The sequence below is a fragment of the Enterococcus sp. DIV1444a genome (assembly GCF_051712125.1).
In the GTDB taxonomy this organism is placed as follows: domain Bacteria; phylum Bacillota; class Bacilli; order Lactobacillales; family Enterococcaceae; genus Enterococcus; species Enterococcus faecalis.
Genome location: NZ_JBIOOG010000001.1, coordinates 645230 through 661556 on the forward strand (window position 1 = coordinate 645230; position 16327 = coordinate 661556).

The following is a 16327-nucleotide window of genomic DNA, read 5'->3' on the forward strand; positions in this document are numbered from 1 at the left end:
GTTATTTACCTAATAACAATTGAATGATTTTTTCAATTGATTGCAGGTCGTAACGATTACTAATGTCCGAAAAAATATAGTAATGGTCGTATTGGGCAACGAGATGTTCATTATTGGTATTCATTAAAAGTAAATCATAATGATTTTCTACGTTGTAAGGCTCGATCTTCAGCGGATATTTTCCAGCGAGACGCTGTTGTATTTTTTGTGCTACCAACTCACTATAGATACTGCTTAATGAGTGATAAACGCCAATCGTTATTTTTTTTTCATTTAATTCGGCAATGTGATTTAATATAAGCGTATAATTAATTTCAGTAAATTGATTTTGGTACTTAGAAGTAGTGACTTCTGTAGCAAAGTTCGTAGTGGCGATTTCCACTAACTCGTAAACTTCACTTTCACTAAAAGGATGACGTAAGACTTTCAAAAGTGACTGAATTGTCCAGTAATCAAAGGGCAAAATAAATCCTGAAAAATAGTAGAGTTGTGCATGTAATTGAAAAAGTAAATTTTCAATATAAAGTAGCCGAATAGGCAGCACGTAATGGGATAAATAACCACGTGCTTTAAGATACGTTAAAATAACCTGGTTCATTTCGTTAAGATACGTTTTTTCAATTCGTTGTTGTTTTGCTAAACGAAAGGCGAAAGAAGCATTCGCAGAATAATTATGCATGGAACAAAAAAAGTCATAAAACATATAGGTTTCGTTGATTGCATATGGACGGTCGATTCTTTTCATATATGTATGTATAGATAAATTAATTTCTTCAAATAAAGGTCGTTCAAGTTGGGCATCATGGGGACTAATCGTTGGCTGGGGTTCTAAAACCATGCGACGAAAAGAAATTTTCATCCAAAGCTTAATTTGGAGAATTTCTGTATGATCAAAGCTAATTCTGGGTATTTCTTGTAATATCTCGATTAAGCCTAGGTATTGATTGGCTAGTTCTTTTTCTAACTCTGTTTTTTCTTCAAAGATAAACCAGAAAAAATTAAAAAAGAAAAAGCGAATTTGTTTTTCTTCGCCGATAAGTTTTCCTCGTTTGATACGTAAATTAAATTCGTTGAGTAAGTCATTTAATTCAACGATTTTTCGATAATACGTAGCAGAGCTAATGGCATAATTCTGTTGAAAATAACTACAATTTATTTCATTTTTATGGAAAAGTTGCTGGACCATGTGAAACTTAATCGATTTATCCAAGAATAACATGATCATTGCTTTCATGGAAAAGGTTGGCGCTTTGTTTAGATAAAGCGTGTCACCTAATGCAGTCACGGTGAGATTTTCATACAGTTGCTCTTCTTTCAAAAATTGCTCTAAAAAAGAAAGATATTCGTTCAGTGTTGGTAAACTAATATTGAAAAAATCTACTAATTCATTTCGTGTCGCTTGACCTTTATTATTATATAGGAACAATAGAATATCATTCATATAATCATACGGTTTTTCTAAAAAATCTCGTTTTAACATCGTTGCTCACCTCTCTTTTAAGAATACTGTATCTATGATAAAATGGCAATAAACAACTGATAAAAAGATTGTTTTTTGAAGTGTTTTTTATTATCATCGAGAAAAAGAAATAAAAAGAAAAAACAAAGTATTTAAATGACAACAAAATAATTAAAATGAAGGAGCGACAGAACATGAACAGCGTGGTGAATTTTAGAGATATCGGAGGATTTCCGACGCAACAAGGCACATTTGTCAAGACAGGGCATTTTTTTCGGAGTGGAGAACTCGTCAATGTTGCACAAGCGGATCAACAGAAATTGGTAGAGGACTATCAAATCAAACGAATCTATGATTTTAGAAGTGCGGCGGAAACGCAAGAACGACCAGATGATTTAATTCAAGGAACCAACTATCTACATATAGATATTTTGGCTGATATTCAGGCGCAGACTACTTCATTAGAAGGAATGCTTAAAACGGTTGGTTCACCCGATGCAGCGATGGACATGGCCTATAAAGAGATGGTTCTTTCCAATTCGGGGCGCCGAGGTTACCAAACATTTTTTGAAAACTTTTTAAGTTATCCACAGGAAGCTATTTTATTTCATTGTTTCGCAGGAAAAGATCGAACAGGAATCGGCGCAGCCTTGATATTAAGTGCTTTAGGTGTGGAACATTCTTATATTTTAGAAGATTATTTAAAGACGAATGAGCAAAGAAAAGCTGCTAACGAGCAAATTATTGCACAATACCAAGCAAACGGAACCTCTTCAGCAGAAATTCAACAATTAGAAACGCTGCTTTATGTGAAAAAAGAGTACTTAGCGACCGCTTTACAAGCGATTGAAAAAGAATTTGGTTCGGTAGAGGGCTATTTAAAAGAGGGACTCGGTTTACCTTTATCTGCCAAAAAAGACATGCTAAGTCTGTACACAAAATCGTAGATCCTAAAAAAGGACTATCCTTTCTAAAAAAGAAGTTTTATAATAGAGAAGAATCTGTTTGTAAGGAGGGATAGGAATGAAAGAAGGACAAGAACAATTCTTAACGTTCATACTAGATCGAACAAAAGAAGATAAAAAAGAAAAGATGCAAGCGCTACTTGCAGAAATGTTTGAACGCCAACAAACAGGCAAATTAGATAAAATGTACTTGATGACAAAAGCACCAAAACTTTTGGCTTATTTAAAACCAGAAGCCATTGATGAAGTTAAACAAGTCGTTTCGGAATTTTCTAAAAACATGAAATAAACAATCTTAGCTTGAACTTGCGACATTTTAAAAATGTGTCGTAACATTCAAGCTTTTGTTTGTTATTCTCTTGTATTTTATGCTAAAGTTATTCAGGCACAAAAAAAAGCAGGTGATTTTATGAAACATATAAAAAATACATGGGAACTATTTATTTTAGATTGGAAAAGAATTTTTAAAAACCCAGTGGCAACATTTTTGATTGTTGCCTTGATGATTATTCCATCATTATATGCATGGTTTAACATTAAAGCACTATGGGATCCGTATTCAAATACCGGAGAGCTACCAATAGCGGTTTATAGTGATGATCAAACAGCAACCTTTCAAGATAAATCAGTCAATATTGGTGATGAAGTCTTGAAAAACTTGAAGAAAAACAAGCAGTTAGGTTGGCGTTTTGTTGATTCGAAAAAGGAATTAGACAAAGGGGTCCAATCAGGAAAATATTTTGCCGGGATTTATTTACCTAAAGATTTTTCCAAGGATTTGCTAAGTTTTACTTCTGGAGATATCAATAAACCTAAAATTGAATACTCAATCAATGAAAAAATTAATGCAATTGCACCAAAAATTACGTCAAAAGGCGCTTCTTCCATTCAGTCACAAATTTCGGGAGAATTCATTAAAACGGCAAGTAGTACATTAATCAAAACATTCAATGATATTGGCTATGATATTGATAAAAATATGGTCAGCATTCAAAAAGTTAAGAGCATGATTTTAGATACAGATGCCAACATTGGAACCATTGACACGTACGCGAAACAAGTCATAGACTTACATGGTAAGATGCCTGAGCTAAAAGAAAAATTAGCGAAAGCCAACGATGCGATGAAATATTTACCTGAAGTTGATGCTTTAGGAGAGAAGATTGTTGAGCTAAATGGCAAAATGCCAACCATCAAAGAACAAGCCAGTGTTATTTTGACCTTACAAGAAAAGATTCCAGAAATTCAAAATGCTGGCCGACAAATTGCCATGATTGATGAAGATTTTGCCTCTGTGGAAAAAACAATGAGCGAAGGAATCCAAGAAGCAAAACAAGGATTAGAAATCATTCAACAAGTCCAAACGGCGTTACCAGATATTCGTAAATTAGGTGATCAGGCCAATGATTTAGGGAATGTCACATTAGATGGCGCCAATAAATTGCAAGAGGCTTTACCTGGAATTACTCAAAGTGTGGGGACGATTTTAAAAGCAATTGGAACAATTAGCGCTGGTGTAAATACAGCACTAGAAGATTTAAAAAATCATCGTTTACCAGTTGAAGAAAGAGAAGCAATTAAGCAACAACTGTCTGAAAGCTTAGGAAAACAACATGAAAATATTCAACAGCTGATTCAATTGTTTACGCAAATACAAGAAGCCACAGGTAACACAGCCTTGCAAGATACGATAAATAGATTGAATACGATTGATGGTATTGTAGTTAGATTAAAAACTGATGTTGATAACATTGATGTGAATGCGGTAACTGATGCAGATTTAAATGCTATTCAAGCAGAAGCTCAACAAGTAGAAGCAACCGTCAATAGTATTAACCCTAATGCGATTGAAAACACAGTAAAAACGATTTTAGACAAATTAATTGCTACCATCCAAAACGCTCAAGGACAACTAAACAAAGCACAACAAATTGACTTTGAAGGGTTATTGAGTTCAACAAGTCAAACGGTCACTAATGCGATTTCTTTATTAGAAAAATATCAAGCTGAAATGCCAGCAATTAAACAAGAAATTCATGATGCGAATACGATGTTGAATGGCAATATGGAAACAATTGTCAATGGCATTAATCGTGGCGCTGATTTGTATAAAAACGAATTACCGGTTATTCAAGACAAAGTCAGCCAAGCGGCAGCCTTTATGCAAAATGACTATCCTGGTATCCGAAAAGATTTAACGAATACCTTGAAAACAGTCAATGAGAAAATGCCAGATGTTGAAGCGGCCTTAGACAAAGCCAACGAGCTAATTATTAATGATTGGCCAAATATCAAAACAGGGTTACACAAAGCAGCGAATGCAATCCGTAAAGGTGAAAAAGAAGTTGACTTAGGCGAAATTCTTAAATTACTAAAATTAGATGCCAATAAAGAAAGTGACTTCTTTACACAACCAGTCGAAGTCAAAGAACATGCTGTTTATCCGATTGCAAATAATGGTTCGGCAAGTACGCCATTCTATACAGCTTTGTGTTTATGGGTTGGTGCTGTGTTATTCTCAAGTGTTGCGACAACAGATGTTTATCTTGAAGGTAAAGATAAAAAACGCTTCTCTAAACGGGAACAATTTTCAGCACGGATGTTTACCTTCATTGTCATGGGGATTGGTCAAGCGCTGATTGTAACCTTAGGTAATTACTTTGCGTTAGGCGTAGATGTTCGTAATCCAGCGTATAGTGTTTGGTTTGCTGTATTGATTGCCATTACGTTTATGATAATGGTTTATGTGCTCGTTGCTCTCTTTGGCAATGTAGGGAAAGGAATTGCGATAATAATCTTGGTGCTATCCATCTCTGGTGGGGGTGGGAACTACCCAATTCAAGTTTCAGGTAAATTCTTCCAAATGATTAATCCGTTCTTGCCGTTTACGCATGCCGTAAACTTGCTAAGGGAATCAGCAGGGGGCATATACTGGCCAAATGCTTGGTTTGCAATTTGGATTATGGTGGGGATTTCAGTCGTCTTTAGTATTGGCGGCGCAATTCTTTATCCACATTTGGAACACAGATCGAAAAAATTTGCGGCTTTAGCACAAAAGAGCCATTTATTCCATTAAGAAAATAAAAAGCTGAAAACGTCTCTAGCGTTTTCGGCTTTTTGTTTTTCTTTATTTTCAAGGCAACCCTAACAAAGAAGTTTTGGGGGCTCTTGCTTTTGACTTTTTGGCAATGCTAAATAATAAAATCTCCCTCAGAAAGTGAGGTTTTTTGTGTACAAATACATAAAAAGGTTTTATAGTATTTTTTTAAGAAATAAAAAGTGGGTAGGGGTTGTAAAATGATTCAAGCATTGCTTCAACGATATGAGAAAAAAATTGAACGTCGTAAATTGGACAAACGAACAGCATTCGGTGCTTTTGCCGGTCGGATTGGGCTTGTTTCTAATTTATTTTTATTCGTTAGTAAATTTATGATTGGCTTGCTTTCAGGTAGTGTTTCAATCATGGCAGATGCCATTAATAGCTTGTCCGATACTATTTCTTCTGTTTTAACAGTAGTCGGTTTTTATATTGCTGGTAAGCCAGCGGATAAAGAACATCCCTATGGCCATGAACGTTTTGAATATATTAGTGGAATGCTTGTATCATTAGTGATTACGTTTATTGGGTTTGAGTTTCTAACGACCTCCGTGGAGCGCATCCTGCATCCAGAATCAATCAAGGTGACCCCCATTTTATTTGCTGTTTTAGCTTTATCAATTGGGATTAAAATTTGGCAAGGGTTGTTTTACAAAAAAGTATCAGCAAAAATTGATTCTCAAGCATTAGTTGCTTCTGCTAAGGATAGCTTTAATGATGTTTATACTACATTAGCTGTTTTGGTTTCTGCATTCATTGAAGGCGTTACTGGTTTGCGAATTGATGGATATATTGGTTTTTTAATTGCCGCATATATTATTTATAGTGGGTTGCAGTTAATTCGTGAATTTATTAATGAGTTGATGGGCATGCGTCCAAGCCAAACGGAGATTGATGAAATGAAAAATGTCTTATCAAAAATAGAAACAATTGTGGGGTATCACGATTTACTGATTCATAATTATGGTCCCAGCCAAACTTTTGCGTCTGTTCACATTGAAATTGATGATCGCTGGGATTTAAATAAAGCCCATCAGACAATCGATGCGATTGAAGCGAAGTTTAAAGAAGAGTTGGATGTTAATCTTGTTTGTCATATTGATCCAGTGAATTTGTATGACCCAACACAACAATTTGTTCATCAAACCATCAAAAAGATTATTCGTTCTTTTGATGCGTCTTTAAAAGTCCATGATATCCGTTTAGTTACCCATGGTGAAGAACCGAAGATTTTGTTCGACTTGGTTTTGCCTACAGAATCAAAATTATCTGAATTTGAACTGGGTGTGGAAATTCAGCGGCAAGTTTATGAAAAAATTGGTCGTTATAAAGTGGAAATTACCTTCGATCATACGTACTTGTTACAATAAAAGGGAATAATTAACTAAGTTTTTAAGCGTGAGCCAAAAGGTCAAATAGACTTTTAGCTCTCGCTTTTTTGTTTAGAGAATGCAAATCCTTTTGTTATCTAGATTCTCTTGATAAGATAAAGGAAGCGGGGGACTTTAAATGAGTGTCTGATTAAAAAAAGGTGGTGATTTTTTTATCTTTTTCAGTAACAAAAATCAATTGACTTTTCATTGTGAGAAGCGTAGCATATGGATTTGTTTGATAAAAAATAATGAAAAAAGTGAGCGGGTCACTCTAGAGAAAAGGAGTCGAAAAAAATGGCGGATTTAAAACGACTGTTCATTGGGAAACCATTGAAATCAGCCGAAAATGATGAACATAAATTAAGCAGATTTGCAGCGCTTGCGTTGTTATCTTCTGATGCACTTTCATCCATTGCGTATGGTACAGAACAAATAGTGGTGGTTCTGGTTACTTTGTCGGCGGCTGCAATTTGGTATTCATTGCCAATTGCTGCATTTGTTATTATTTTACTTATTTCTTTAACATTGTCGTACCGACAAATTATTCATGCTTATCCGCATGGCGGCGGCGCATACGTTGTTAGTAGTGAAAACCTCGGCAGAAATGCAGGTTTATTGGCTGGTGGTTCGTTGTTAGTCGATTATATGCTAACAGTAGCCGTTTCGGTTTCAGCGGGCGCAGAGGCGATTATATCGGCGATTCCAGCGTTATATGGGCATCAAGTAGCAATTTCTATTGGGATTGTGATATTGATTACCTTAATGAACTTGAGAGGCCTGAGAGAATCTGCTTCGTTCTTAATGTTGCCAGTGTATAGTTTTATCGCAATTATTACCTTACTGATTGTTGTTGGGCTATTTAAAATTGTGACTGGCGCACAGCCATTGAATGCGACAGCTTTACCAGGAGCCGTGGTTCCAGGAATTTCTATTGCCTTAGTTTTACGGGCTTTTTCATCTGGTTCTTCTTCCTTAACAGGGGTCGAAGCAATCAGTAATGCAGTGCCATTCTTTAAGAAACCACGAGCAAAAAATGCTGCTGGGACGTTAGCATTAATGGCAACAATTTTAGGATTCTTCTTCGTGGGGATTACGTTTATTAACTATTGGTATGGGATTGTGCCCAAAGAAGAAGTGACAGTTCTTTCACAAATTGGGAAAGCGGTCTTTGGTCAAAATATTTTATATTATTTATTACAGTTTGCAACAGCCTTAATTTTAGCGGTTGCCGCTAACACAGGATTCTCAGCCTTTCCAGTGTTGGCTTATAACTTAGCCAAAGATAAGTTTATGCCGCATATGTATATGGATCGTGGCGACCGTTTAGGCTATTCAAATGGTATTTTAACTTTAGCTGCTGGTTCCATTGTTTTATTATTGATTTTCCAAGGTTCCACAGAACGTTTAATCCCATTGTATTCAATTGGTGTGTTTATTCCGTTTGCTTTGTCTCAATCGGGGATGGTTGTAAAATGGCGAAAAGAAACTAAAAATTGGTTGCCAAAATCAATTGCTAATATTGTCGGCGCCTTTATCTCTTTCGCGATTATCGCTATTTTGTTTATTTATCGATTAGGGGACATCTGGCCGTTCTTTATTATTATGCCGGTGTTGATTTATGCATTTTATCGGGTCAATACTCACTATAAAAATGTGGCGGAACAGCTACGTTTAGAAGATGGGGCACAGTTGCATGAGTTTGATGGGAACACAGTTATTGTTTTGGTGGGGAACGTAACCAAGGCGAATGTTGGCGCCTTGAACTATGCGCGTTCCATTGGTGATTATGTTGTTGCCATGCATGTCTCAATGGATGAAAACGTTGAAAAGGAAAAAGAAATTCAGGAAGAGTTTAAAAAACACTTCCCGGACGTTCGTCTATCAATTGTTCATTCTTCGTATCGTTCACTGCAAAACCCTATCTTACGTTATGTTGATTTGGTTAGTAAAAATGCCACGAAGCATAACTACAGTACAACGGTTTTAGTACCACAATTTGTACCAAATAAACGTTGGCAAAATATTTTGCATAACCAAACAAGTTTACGCTTGCGGATTCGTTTAGCGTGGCGGGAAAATATTATTGTGGCTACCTATAGTTATCACTTGAAAAAATAAATAAAAAAATCTGTCATCAAAAGATGGCAGATTTTTTTATTGGCGTAATTGTTTTTGATAAATTTACTTCCTAGATAAAAGAACAGATCCCATTGAAAAGAAACAATGTTAGATCTGCTCTTTATTTTTTATTAATTGGAATGTTTGCTAGCTGGGTCTAAACGACGTTCAATAATCCCTAGAACCCAATCCGTGATAATCGCCATAAAGGCCGTTGGTAAGGCACCGACTAAAATGATAGAAGCACCATCTGTGGCATTGGTTCCACGAATAATAATATCCCCTAAACCACCAGCACCAACGAAAGCACCAATCGCAGTAATCCCGATTGCGACGACTAACGCATTTCGAATACCTGCCATGATTACTGAAACAGATAAAGGTAACTCGACCATATAAAGAAGTTGTACTTTTGTCATACCCATTCCTTTACCAACATCTAAAATATTGCGATCGACTTGAATCATGCCAGTGTACGTATTTTTGATAATTGGTAGGAGAGAATAAAGGAAGACCGTTACAACCACCGTGTTGACGCCTAAGCCCATTCCCAACATTAAAATCGAAAGCATTGCCAAAGCTGGTACTGTTTGGATAATGTTCGCTAAACGGATAATCCAGTTGGCTAAGCTACGTTTACGTGAAATCATAATCCCGATAGGAATCCCGACAATTGCAGCAAAGATTACGCCATAAATCGAAATTAAAAAGTGACGTAAAAATTGTTGAAAGACGTAGCCGCCATTTTGTTGGAAATAGTAGATAAATTGTTGGAATAAATTCATATTATTCATCTGTTACTCCCCCTCAAAATAGTTATTTTCTTTTAAGAAACGTTCGGCTACGACCGCAGGTTCAATTAAATCATTATCTGCTTGATAGTTCAATTCTTGCATTTTTTTGGTAGAAATTTTACCATCTAAGCGATTTAATACATCTTTGATTTCCGGCGTTTCTTTTAATAATTTGTCACTAACCACAGGAGCGGCATCATAAGGCGGGAAGAAGCGCTTGTCATCTTTTAACATGACTAAATCGTAACTACCAATCCGGCCATCTGTTGAGTAACCTAAGATAACGTCCATTTTTCCAGCATTGACTGCATCGTACACCAAGCCAATTTGCATTGGTAAAATAGATTTAAATTGGAAGTTGTATTCCTTTTTAAAGCCTTCGTAACCGTCGCCTTCACGTGTGATCCACGCAGTATCGACACCAGCAACTAATTTGTCTGCGACTTTCCCTAAATCACTGACTGTTTTTAAATTGTATTTCTCAGCTGTTTCTTTTGTAACTAAGAATACATAAGTATTTTCAAACCCATATGAAGGGAACCAAGTTTGTTGATAACGTTTTTCAAATTCTGATTGAACTAGATTGAACGCTTTTTTAGGGTCTTTTTCCGCTGGTAAGCCGAGCGTAGTGGTCACGTCAGTACCAGTATAACGAGCTGCAGAAATTGAAGCGTCTCCGTTTAACATTGCTTGGTGATTGATGGTCGTAGTGGCTAAGTTGTTAATCACATTTGTTTTTTTATCTGTGTAGTGCTCAACCATATCCGCTACAATGCTCCCTAAAATTTGCGCTTCTGAAGTAATCCCACCTGTAATGGCGACAGTGTTATCATCAGAAGTTGAAGCGAGACCAGGTAAAGAACAACCTGCCAATAAAAGTAAACTGCTTAAGAAGAGTAAGCTTAACTTGAGTTTCTTTTTCATCATTATTCGCCCTCCCTTAAAGCTTTTGGCGTTAAACGATTTTCTAATAATCCAAGAAGAACATCTGCTAAAAGCGCTAAAATAGTTACTGGAATAGTCCCGCCAAAGATTAATTCTGGCTGATAGTTATTTAATCCACTGAAAATCATATCACCAAGACCACCTGCACCAATATAAGAAGCCAGTGTAGCCCAAGCAATGACATAGACAGCAGCTAAACGAATGCCGGCCATAATTGTTGGCATGGCAATGGGTAATTCAACACTAAAAATAGACTGTAAATTGGTCATGCCCATGCCTTTAGCAACATCTCGGTAATTTTCATCGACATTTTTCATTCCGATATACGTGTTTCTTAAAATAGGTAGAAGGGAATAGATGAATAGCGCGATAATAGCGGGTGTTTTGCCGACACCGAAAATTGGAATCATCAAAGCTAATAAAGCCAACGAAGGAACCGTTTGTAAGGCACTTGTTAAACCAATGACAATATTGGCTACTTTGGGCAAACGTGTTAACCAAACGCCAACGGGCACAGCGATAGCGACCCCTAATAAAAGTGCAAAGAATGAAATATAAATATGTTCAATACTTTTTGAAATCATTTCTGATCCATATTCTTGAAAGAAGCTACTCATTGCTTACGCCTCCTCTTTATCAGTTTCGGACTCGCTTTGTTTTGCTTCTACAGCTTCACTAATCGTTGTTTCATCGCCCCAGATAACATCATAAACAATGTCAACAAGGGAAGCACGTGTTAAGATGCCCACCACTCGTTTTTGTTCATCAACGACTGGCACATATTTTAAGCCACGTTTTAAGATTCTTTGTAAAGCATCACGTAAAAGAGCGGTTTTTTGAACAAAGAAGACATCTTTATTCAAGATATCACCGACACTAGAAGCTTTGCCACGTTGCTGGTCTAATGTTTCAACATCGATAAAGCCTTTAAGCACATGGGAATTATCAACAACTAATAAGGTATCAACCCGTTTTTCACGCATCAATTTAATCGCTTCTTGTAAAGATTTTTCCGGCGTGATAGTAATGGCTGAATTTAACATGACTTCATCCACTGTGGTGAAATCAGGTTTGGCTTGTAATAGGCGATCTTCTCCGATGAGTTCTTCTACAAATTCATTGGCCGGATGACGTAAAATATTATCTGGTGTGTCAAATTGAATTACTTTGCCTTCGCTCATAATGGCAATTTTATTTGCTAATTTTAACGCTTCATCCATATCATGGGTAACAAAGACAATAGTTTTTCCTAAACGTTCTTGCAAATCTTTCACTAAATCTTGTAATGAATCACGGGTGATCGGATCTAAAGCACCAAAAGGTTCATCCATTAGAATAATATCTTGATTGGCAGCTAAAGCCCGCACAACGCCGATTCTTTGTTGTTGTCCGCCAGAAAGTTCATTGGGATAGCGGTCCAACATTTCTCGTGGTAACTCAACCAAATCAATCATTTTTTCGGCTATCTTGTTGCGTTCTTCCACAGGTACTTTTAATAATTTAGGCACTAAAACGATATTTTCACGAATGGTCATGTGAGGCATCAAGCCGATATTTTGAATGACATAGCCAATTTGGCGACGTAGCTCTACAGGATTGATTTTTTGAATATCTTGGCCATCAATTAAAATTTTTCCTTTTGAAGGGTCGGTCATGCGGTTAAGCATCCGCATTGATGTTGTTTTTCCACTACCACTTGTTCCGATGAAGCAGATAAATTCACCTTTATCGAAAGACAAATTAATGTCATCGACGGCGACTTTTCCGCCTTTATAAAATTTTGATACATGCTGAAATTCTATCAACTTACTCACCTCAACTAAATATTTTGAAAATGTATCTTATTACTAGTATGCTATAAAAATGCGATTTCGACAAATGTAATCTATTTTTAATGGGAAAAAGAAGGCGGTAAAATTTTTTTAATTCGTTCTAAAAAAAAGAAAAGACAACTATTGTTTAGTAAAAGTTGTCTGAATGAAACAAGATGTTAAAAAGAGTATTCTGAGAAGGGGGAAAAGCCGCTATAACAAAGAAAAGTGTCCTTTATAGCAAGTTGACGGGAGCTGAGTTTTTCATTAGAATGGAAAGAGAACAAGGGAATAAAATAAAAAAGGCGCTTCATGATTTAGCGGCAACTAAATCACGAAGCCTTGAATAGTCACCTGTGCAAGTGGACCATCAAGTTGCCCGTTCAATCAATGGAAACCATTGATCACTTTTATTTTACTGAATTTTTGAAAAAATTACCAGTTTTTTTAAGAAGTAAGAAGTGGAAGAACGAAGGATGCTTTTTATGGAATGTGCAATGACGTTCAGAAAAATCTGAAGGTCATTTTTTATTCTCTTGTTCAAACATTCAAACATAGGGGAAGAGAGACGGACGTAATTTTGTCACCGATTATTACGTCCGTCTTCCGTTGTTTTCTAAAGCGTTGGTTACCTGTCTTCATAGAGGTTGGCTTCAATTGCAGCCCGTTTTGGTTCTAAAAAAGGCGGTAAAGCCAATGTTTCCCCTAAATGTTCTAGAGGCTCATCCAATGTAAAGCCAGGAGCCAAAGTAGCGAATTCAACCCGATTCCCGCCTGGTTCACGAATGTATAAACTTTTAAAATACCCACGACTTACATACATTTCAATCTCCCAGCCTTGTGCTAAAGCGCGCGTGTGTAGTTCTTGTAATGCTTCATCATCAGCCACAGAAAAAGCAATATGGTCCATACTGCCGCGCCCCATTCGGCTTGTTTTATCCGATGTTGTTTGATGAACAGAAAAGCTTTCCGTCTCACTTAGAATAATCGTATTGCCAACTGCCTGCCAACCAAGAAATGTTTCAAAAAAAGCCAAGGTTTTTTCAGAATCTGGCACATGAAATTCAGTAGAGGCCAAACCGATAATTTGAACCGCTGCTGGAATTTCGTTAGAAACAACGAGTGTTTCTTTTAATGGATTTTCAGGAACTTCTGTCAGGATAATATGCGTATCATCCAGATCACTAAAATGTAAGCTCTTTTCTTTTTTGTTAAATGGGATTTTATTTTCTGTTAAACGTTGTTCCCAAAAGGAAAGGCTATTTTGGGGAATTTTTAAGCCAATCGTGGCTAAATAATTTTTTTCTTCATAGCGGTTGCCTAATAAGGGCACGATAAAAAAAGTTACTAAGCTTCCCGGTGTGCCTTGATAATCGCCATAAAAATAATGAGGCATGCGATTGTTGTCTTGATTGACGGTATTTTTGACAAAACGTAAGCCTAACAATTTTGTATAGAATGACTGATTTTCTTGACCATGACGTGCTAATAGTGAAACATGATGAAATTGAGCATGCATTTTTGTTCCTCCTCTAAATAACTATGTATACTTACTTAAAGTAAGTATAGTGTTTCTAGCATTTTTTGACAACTATTTAGTTTGATTCAGAAGGCTGACATAGCCAGAAACAAGAAAAAGTGTTAGAATAACCAAGATAAAAACTAGTAGAAAGAGTGACGGAAATGCTAAGTACAGAAGATTTTGATTTTGATTTACCAGAAGAATTAATTGCTCAAACCCCATTAAAAGATCGCGCTAGTTCACGATTATTAGTTGTAAATAAAGAAACAGGGGACATGGAGGATAAACATTTCCATGACATTCTTGATGAATTACAGCCTGGGGATGCCTTAGTCATGAATAATACACGGGTGCTACCGGCCCGTTTATATGGAGAAAAACCTGAAACAGGCGGTCATTTGGAAGTGTTACTTTTAACAAATACAGAAGGCGATACATGGGAAACCTTGATTAAACCTGCGAAACGTGCAAAAGTCGGCACAGAAATTCAATTTGGTGATGGTCGTCTCAAAGCAGTGGTTAAAGAAGAGTTGGAACATGGTGGTCGAATCATTGAATTTAAATATGATGGCATTTTCTTAGAAATTTTAGAATCATTAGGAGAAATGCCACTGCCGCCGTATATTAAAGAACGTTTAGATGACCCAGATCGTTATCAAACAGTTTATGCTGAAGAAAATGGCTCAGCTGCAGCGCCAACAGCGGGTTTGCATTTTACAAAAGAACTATTAGAAGAGATCAAAGCAAAAGGTGTTCATCTCGTTTATTTAACTTTACACGTCGGTTTAGGCACATTCCGTCCTGTGAGTGTCGATAATATAGAAGAACATCATATGCATAGCGAATTCTATCGTTTAACTGAAGAAGCGGCTAAGCAATTAAATGAAGTACGCCAAGCAGGCGGTCGGATTGTTGCGGTTGGAACAACCTCTATTCGTACATTGGAAACAATTGGCACAAAATTTAATGGTGAAATCCAGGCTGACAGTGGCTGGACTGATATTTTTATCACACCAGGGTATCAATTTAAAGTCGTAGAGGCTTTTTCAACGAACTTCCATTTACCAAAATCTACGTTAGTGATGCTTGTGAGTGCCTTTGCAGGAAAAGACTTAACATTGGCTGCTTATCAACATGCAATTGAAGAAAAATATCGTTTCTTTAGTTTTGGCGATGCGATGTTTATTAAATAAGCGACACTTTATGAGCAGAATACTTGGGATTGAAACAAAAATATATTATGATAAACACGTGATTTTTGGAATCACAGTAAAGGTGTGCTTTATTTTTTCTTCCCCTGTAAATAATAAAGTTAGAAACCAAAACGCTACTAGAGCAAAAATGCTTAGTAGACAATCTTAGAATAAAAAGAACGACGCAACCACGGTTGCGCCGTTCTTTTTTTATGTAAGAAAGGATTAATTATTGAAACAACAATACGAAGAAGTGCTTTCTTCGTATTGCCGGTACTAAGTTGTACCTCGGCAACTCCAAGTACAATCAGAAAAATTGTCTTGTTAAGTACAGCTTATACTGTTTAGGCTTCTTGTTCTACATCGTCATTCAGTGTTTCTTTGAAGGTGAACACATCATCAATGGTTACGCCAAAGACGTTCGCGATGTCATGCGCAAGAAGTAATGAAGGATTGTACTTGTTTCGTTCCAGTTGAATAATTGTTTGTCGAGAGACACCGACTCGATTGGCCAAATCTTGCTGGGTCATACGAGCCATAGCACGATAAACATGAATTGAACTTTCAAACGAAGATTTTTTCTTTTTTCGCATAGCATTCCCTCCTTTAAAAGAAGATAAAATAGAATGTGCACCTTGAATATAACACATATGATTATTTGATACAAATATATTTTATTGTCTAAAAGAAAAAACCGAGCTTAAATTTAAGCTCGGCCTTGTTAACGGGAAGACATCAATTGGTTGAATAAGTGTTTACATTTCGCGATACATGTAAAGCAAAAGGTGAACGTGATGTGGTGAAACTAAAACCTTGTTTTCATACAGTTTCGACGCTTGGATGGTGGATAACTTGCGTTAGGTGATAACAGATAGGGAAAGGTTATAGAAACTCCATCCTTCTATAACCTTTCCCTATTTTCCGATACGAGTTATCACTAACAATTACTCTACACGTATTGTTTACAGGTGAATCTTGCAATTCTAACAACTTTGAGTTTACCGATTTTTATCTACTGAGAAAATCTTCAACCAATTGATTTGCATGTCC

Annotated in this window: 13 protein-coding genes; 6 read left to right on the forward strand and 7 right to left on the reverse strand. The window is 36.5% G+C overall.

Annotated elements, in window-relative coordinates; translation table 11 throughout:
• Nucleotide 1: 1 nt before the first annotated feature.
• Entirely contained in the window at nt 2-1480 is a 1479-nt protein-coding gene (locus IGI87_RS03320; protein ID WP_438736244.1) for a helix-turn-helix domain-containing protein, read from the reverse strand.
• Nucleotides 1481-1653: 173 nt separating this feature from the next.
• On the opposite strand from IGI87_RS03320, the gene IGI87_RS03325 reads away from it, so the two are divergent.
• The 5 genes from IGI87_RS03325 (at nt 1654) to IGI87_RS03345 (ending at nt 9012) form a co-directional block, all read left to right on the forward strand.
• Entirely contained in the window at nt 1654-2406 is a 753-nt protein-coding gene (locus IGI87_RS03325) for a tyrosine-protein phosphatase (RefSeq protein ID WP_438736245.1), read from the forward strand.
• A 76-nt stretch (nt 2407-2482) separates the two neighbouring features.
• The gene (locus IGI87_RS03330) at nt 2483-2713 is read left to right on the forward strand and encodes a hypothetical protein (RefSeq protein WP_002355737.1); all 231 of its coding nucleotides are present in this window, start codon (nt 2483-2485) and stop codon (nt 2711-2713) included.
• 120 nt (nt 2714-2833) lie between these two features.
• Entirely contained in the window at nt 2834-5500 is a 2667-nt protein-coding gene (locus IGI87_RS03335; protein WP_438736246.1) for a YhgE/Pip family protein, read from the forward strand.
• A gap of 221 nt (nt 5501-5721) precedes the next feature.
• Entirely contained in the window at nt 5722-6891 is a 1170-nt protein-coding gene (locus IGI87_RS03340) for a cation diffusion facilitator family transporter (protein ID WP_438736247.1), read from the forward strand.
• 297 nt (nt 6892-7188) lie between these two features.
• A complete protein-coding gene (locus tag IGI87_RS03345) occupies nt 7189-9012 on the forward strand; it encodes an APC family permease (protein ID WP_002379167.1) in 1824 nt (607 codons plus the stop codon).
• Between the two features lie 131 nt (nt 9013-9143).
• Here the strand turns inward: IGI87_RS03345 and IGI87_RS03350 are convergent, their stop codons facing one another.
• The 5 genes from IGI87_RS03350 to IGI87_RS03370 all read right to left on the reverse strand — a co-directional run bounded on the left by IGI87_RS03350 (nt 9144) and on the right by IGI87_RS03370 (nt 14081).
• Complete coding sequence (locus IGI87_RS03350; protein WP_002363261.1) at nt 9144-9806, reverse strand: ABC transporter permease; 663 nt, start codon at nt 9804-9806, stop codon at nt 9144-9146.
• 3 nt (nt 9807-9809) lie between these two features.
• Complete coding sequence (locus tag IGI87_RS03355; protein ID WP_002355743.1) at nt 9810-10730, reverse strand: osmoprotectant ABC transporter substrate-binding protein; 921 nt, start codon at nt 10728-10730, stop codon at nt 9810-9812.
• A 2-nt stretch (nt 10731-10732) separates the two neighbouring features.
• The gene (locus tag IGI87_RS03360; protein ID WP_002355744.1) at nt 10733-11368 is read right to left on the reverse strand and encodes an ABC transporter permease; all 636 of its coding nucleotides are present in this window, start codon (nt 11366-11368) and stop codon (nt 10733-10735) included.
• A 3-nt stretch (nt 11369-11371) separates the two neighbouring features.
• On the reverse strand, nt 11372-12565 hold the full coding sequence (locus IGI87_RS03365) for a betaine/proline/choline family ABC transporter ATP-binding protein (protein ID WP_002355745.1): 1194 nt from the start codon (nt 12563-12565) through the stop codon (nt 11372-11374).
• Nucleotides 12566-13190: 625 nt separating this feature from the next.
• A complete protein-coding gene (locus tag IGI87_RS03370) occupies nt 13191-14081 on the reverse strand; it encodes a VOC family protein (protein ID WP_438736248.1) in 891 nt (296 codons plus the stop codon).
• A gap of 164 nt (nt 14082-14245) precedes the next feature.
• Here IGI87_RS03370 and queA point away from each other — a divergent pair, with 164 nt between their 5' ends.
• Entirely contained in the window at nt 14246-15277 is a 1032-nt protein-coding gene (gene queA / locus IGI87_RS03375) for a tRNA preQ1(34) S-adenosylmethionine ribosyltransferase-isomerase QueA (protein WP_002355747.1), read from the forward strand.
• A gap of 344 nt (nt 15278-15621) precedes the next feature.
• On the opposite strand, the gene IGI87_RS03380 is transcribed toward queA, so the two are convergent.
• A complete protein-coding gene (locus IGI87_RS03380) occupies nt 15622-15927 on the reverse strand; it encodes a helix-turn-helix transcriptional regulator (protein WP_002355748.1) in 306 nt (101 codons plus the stop codon).
• Nucleotides 15928-16327: the final 400 nt, after the last annotated feature.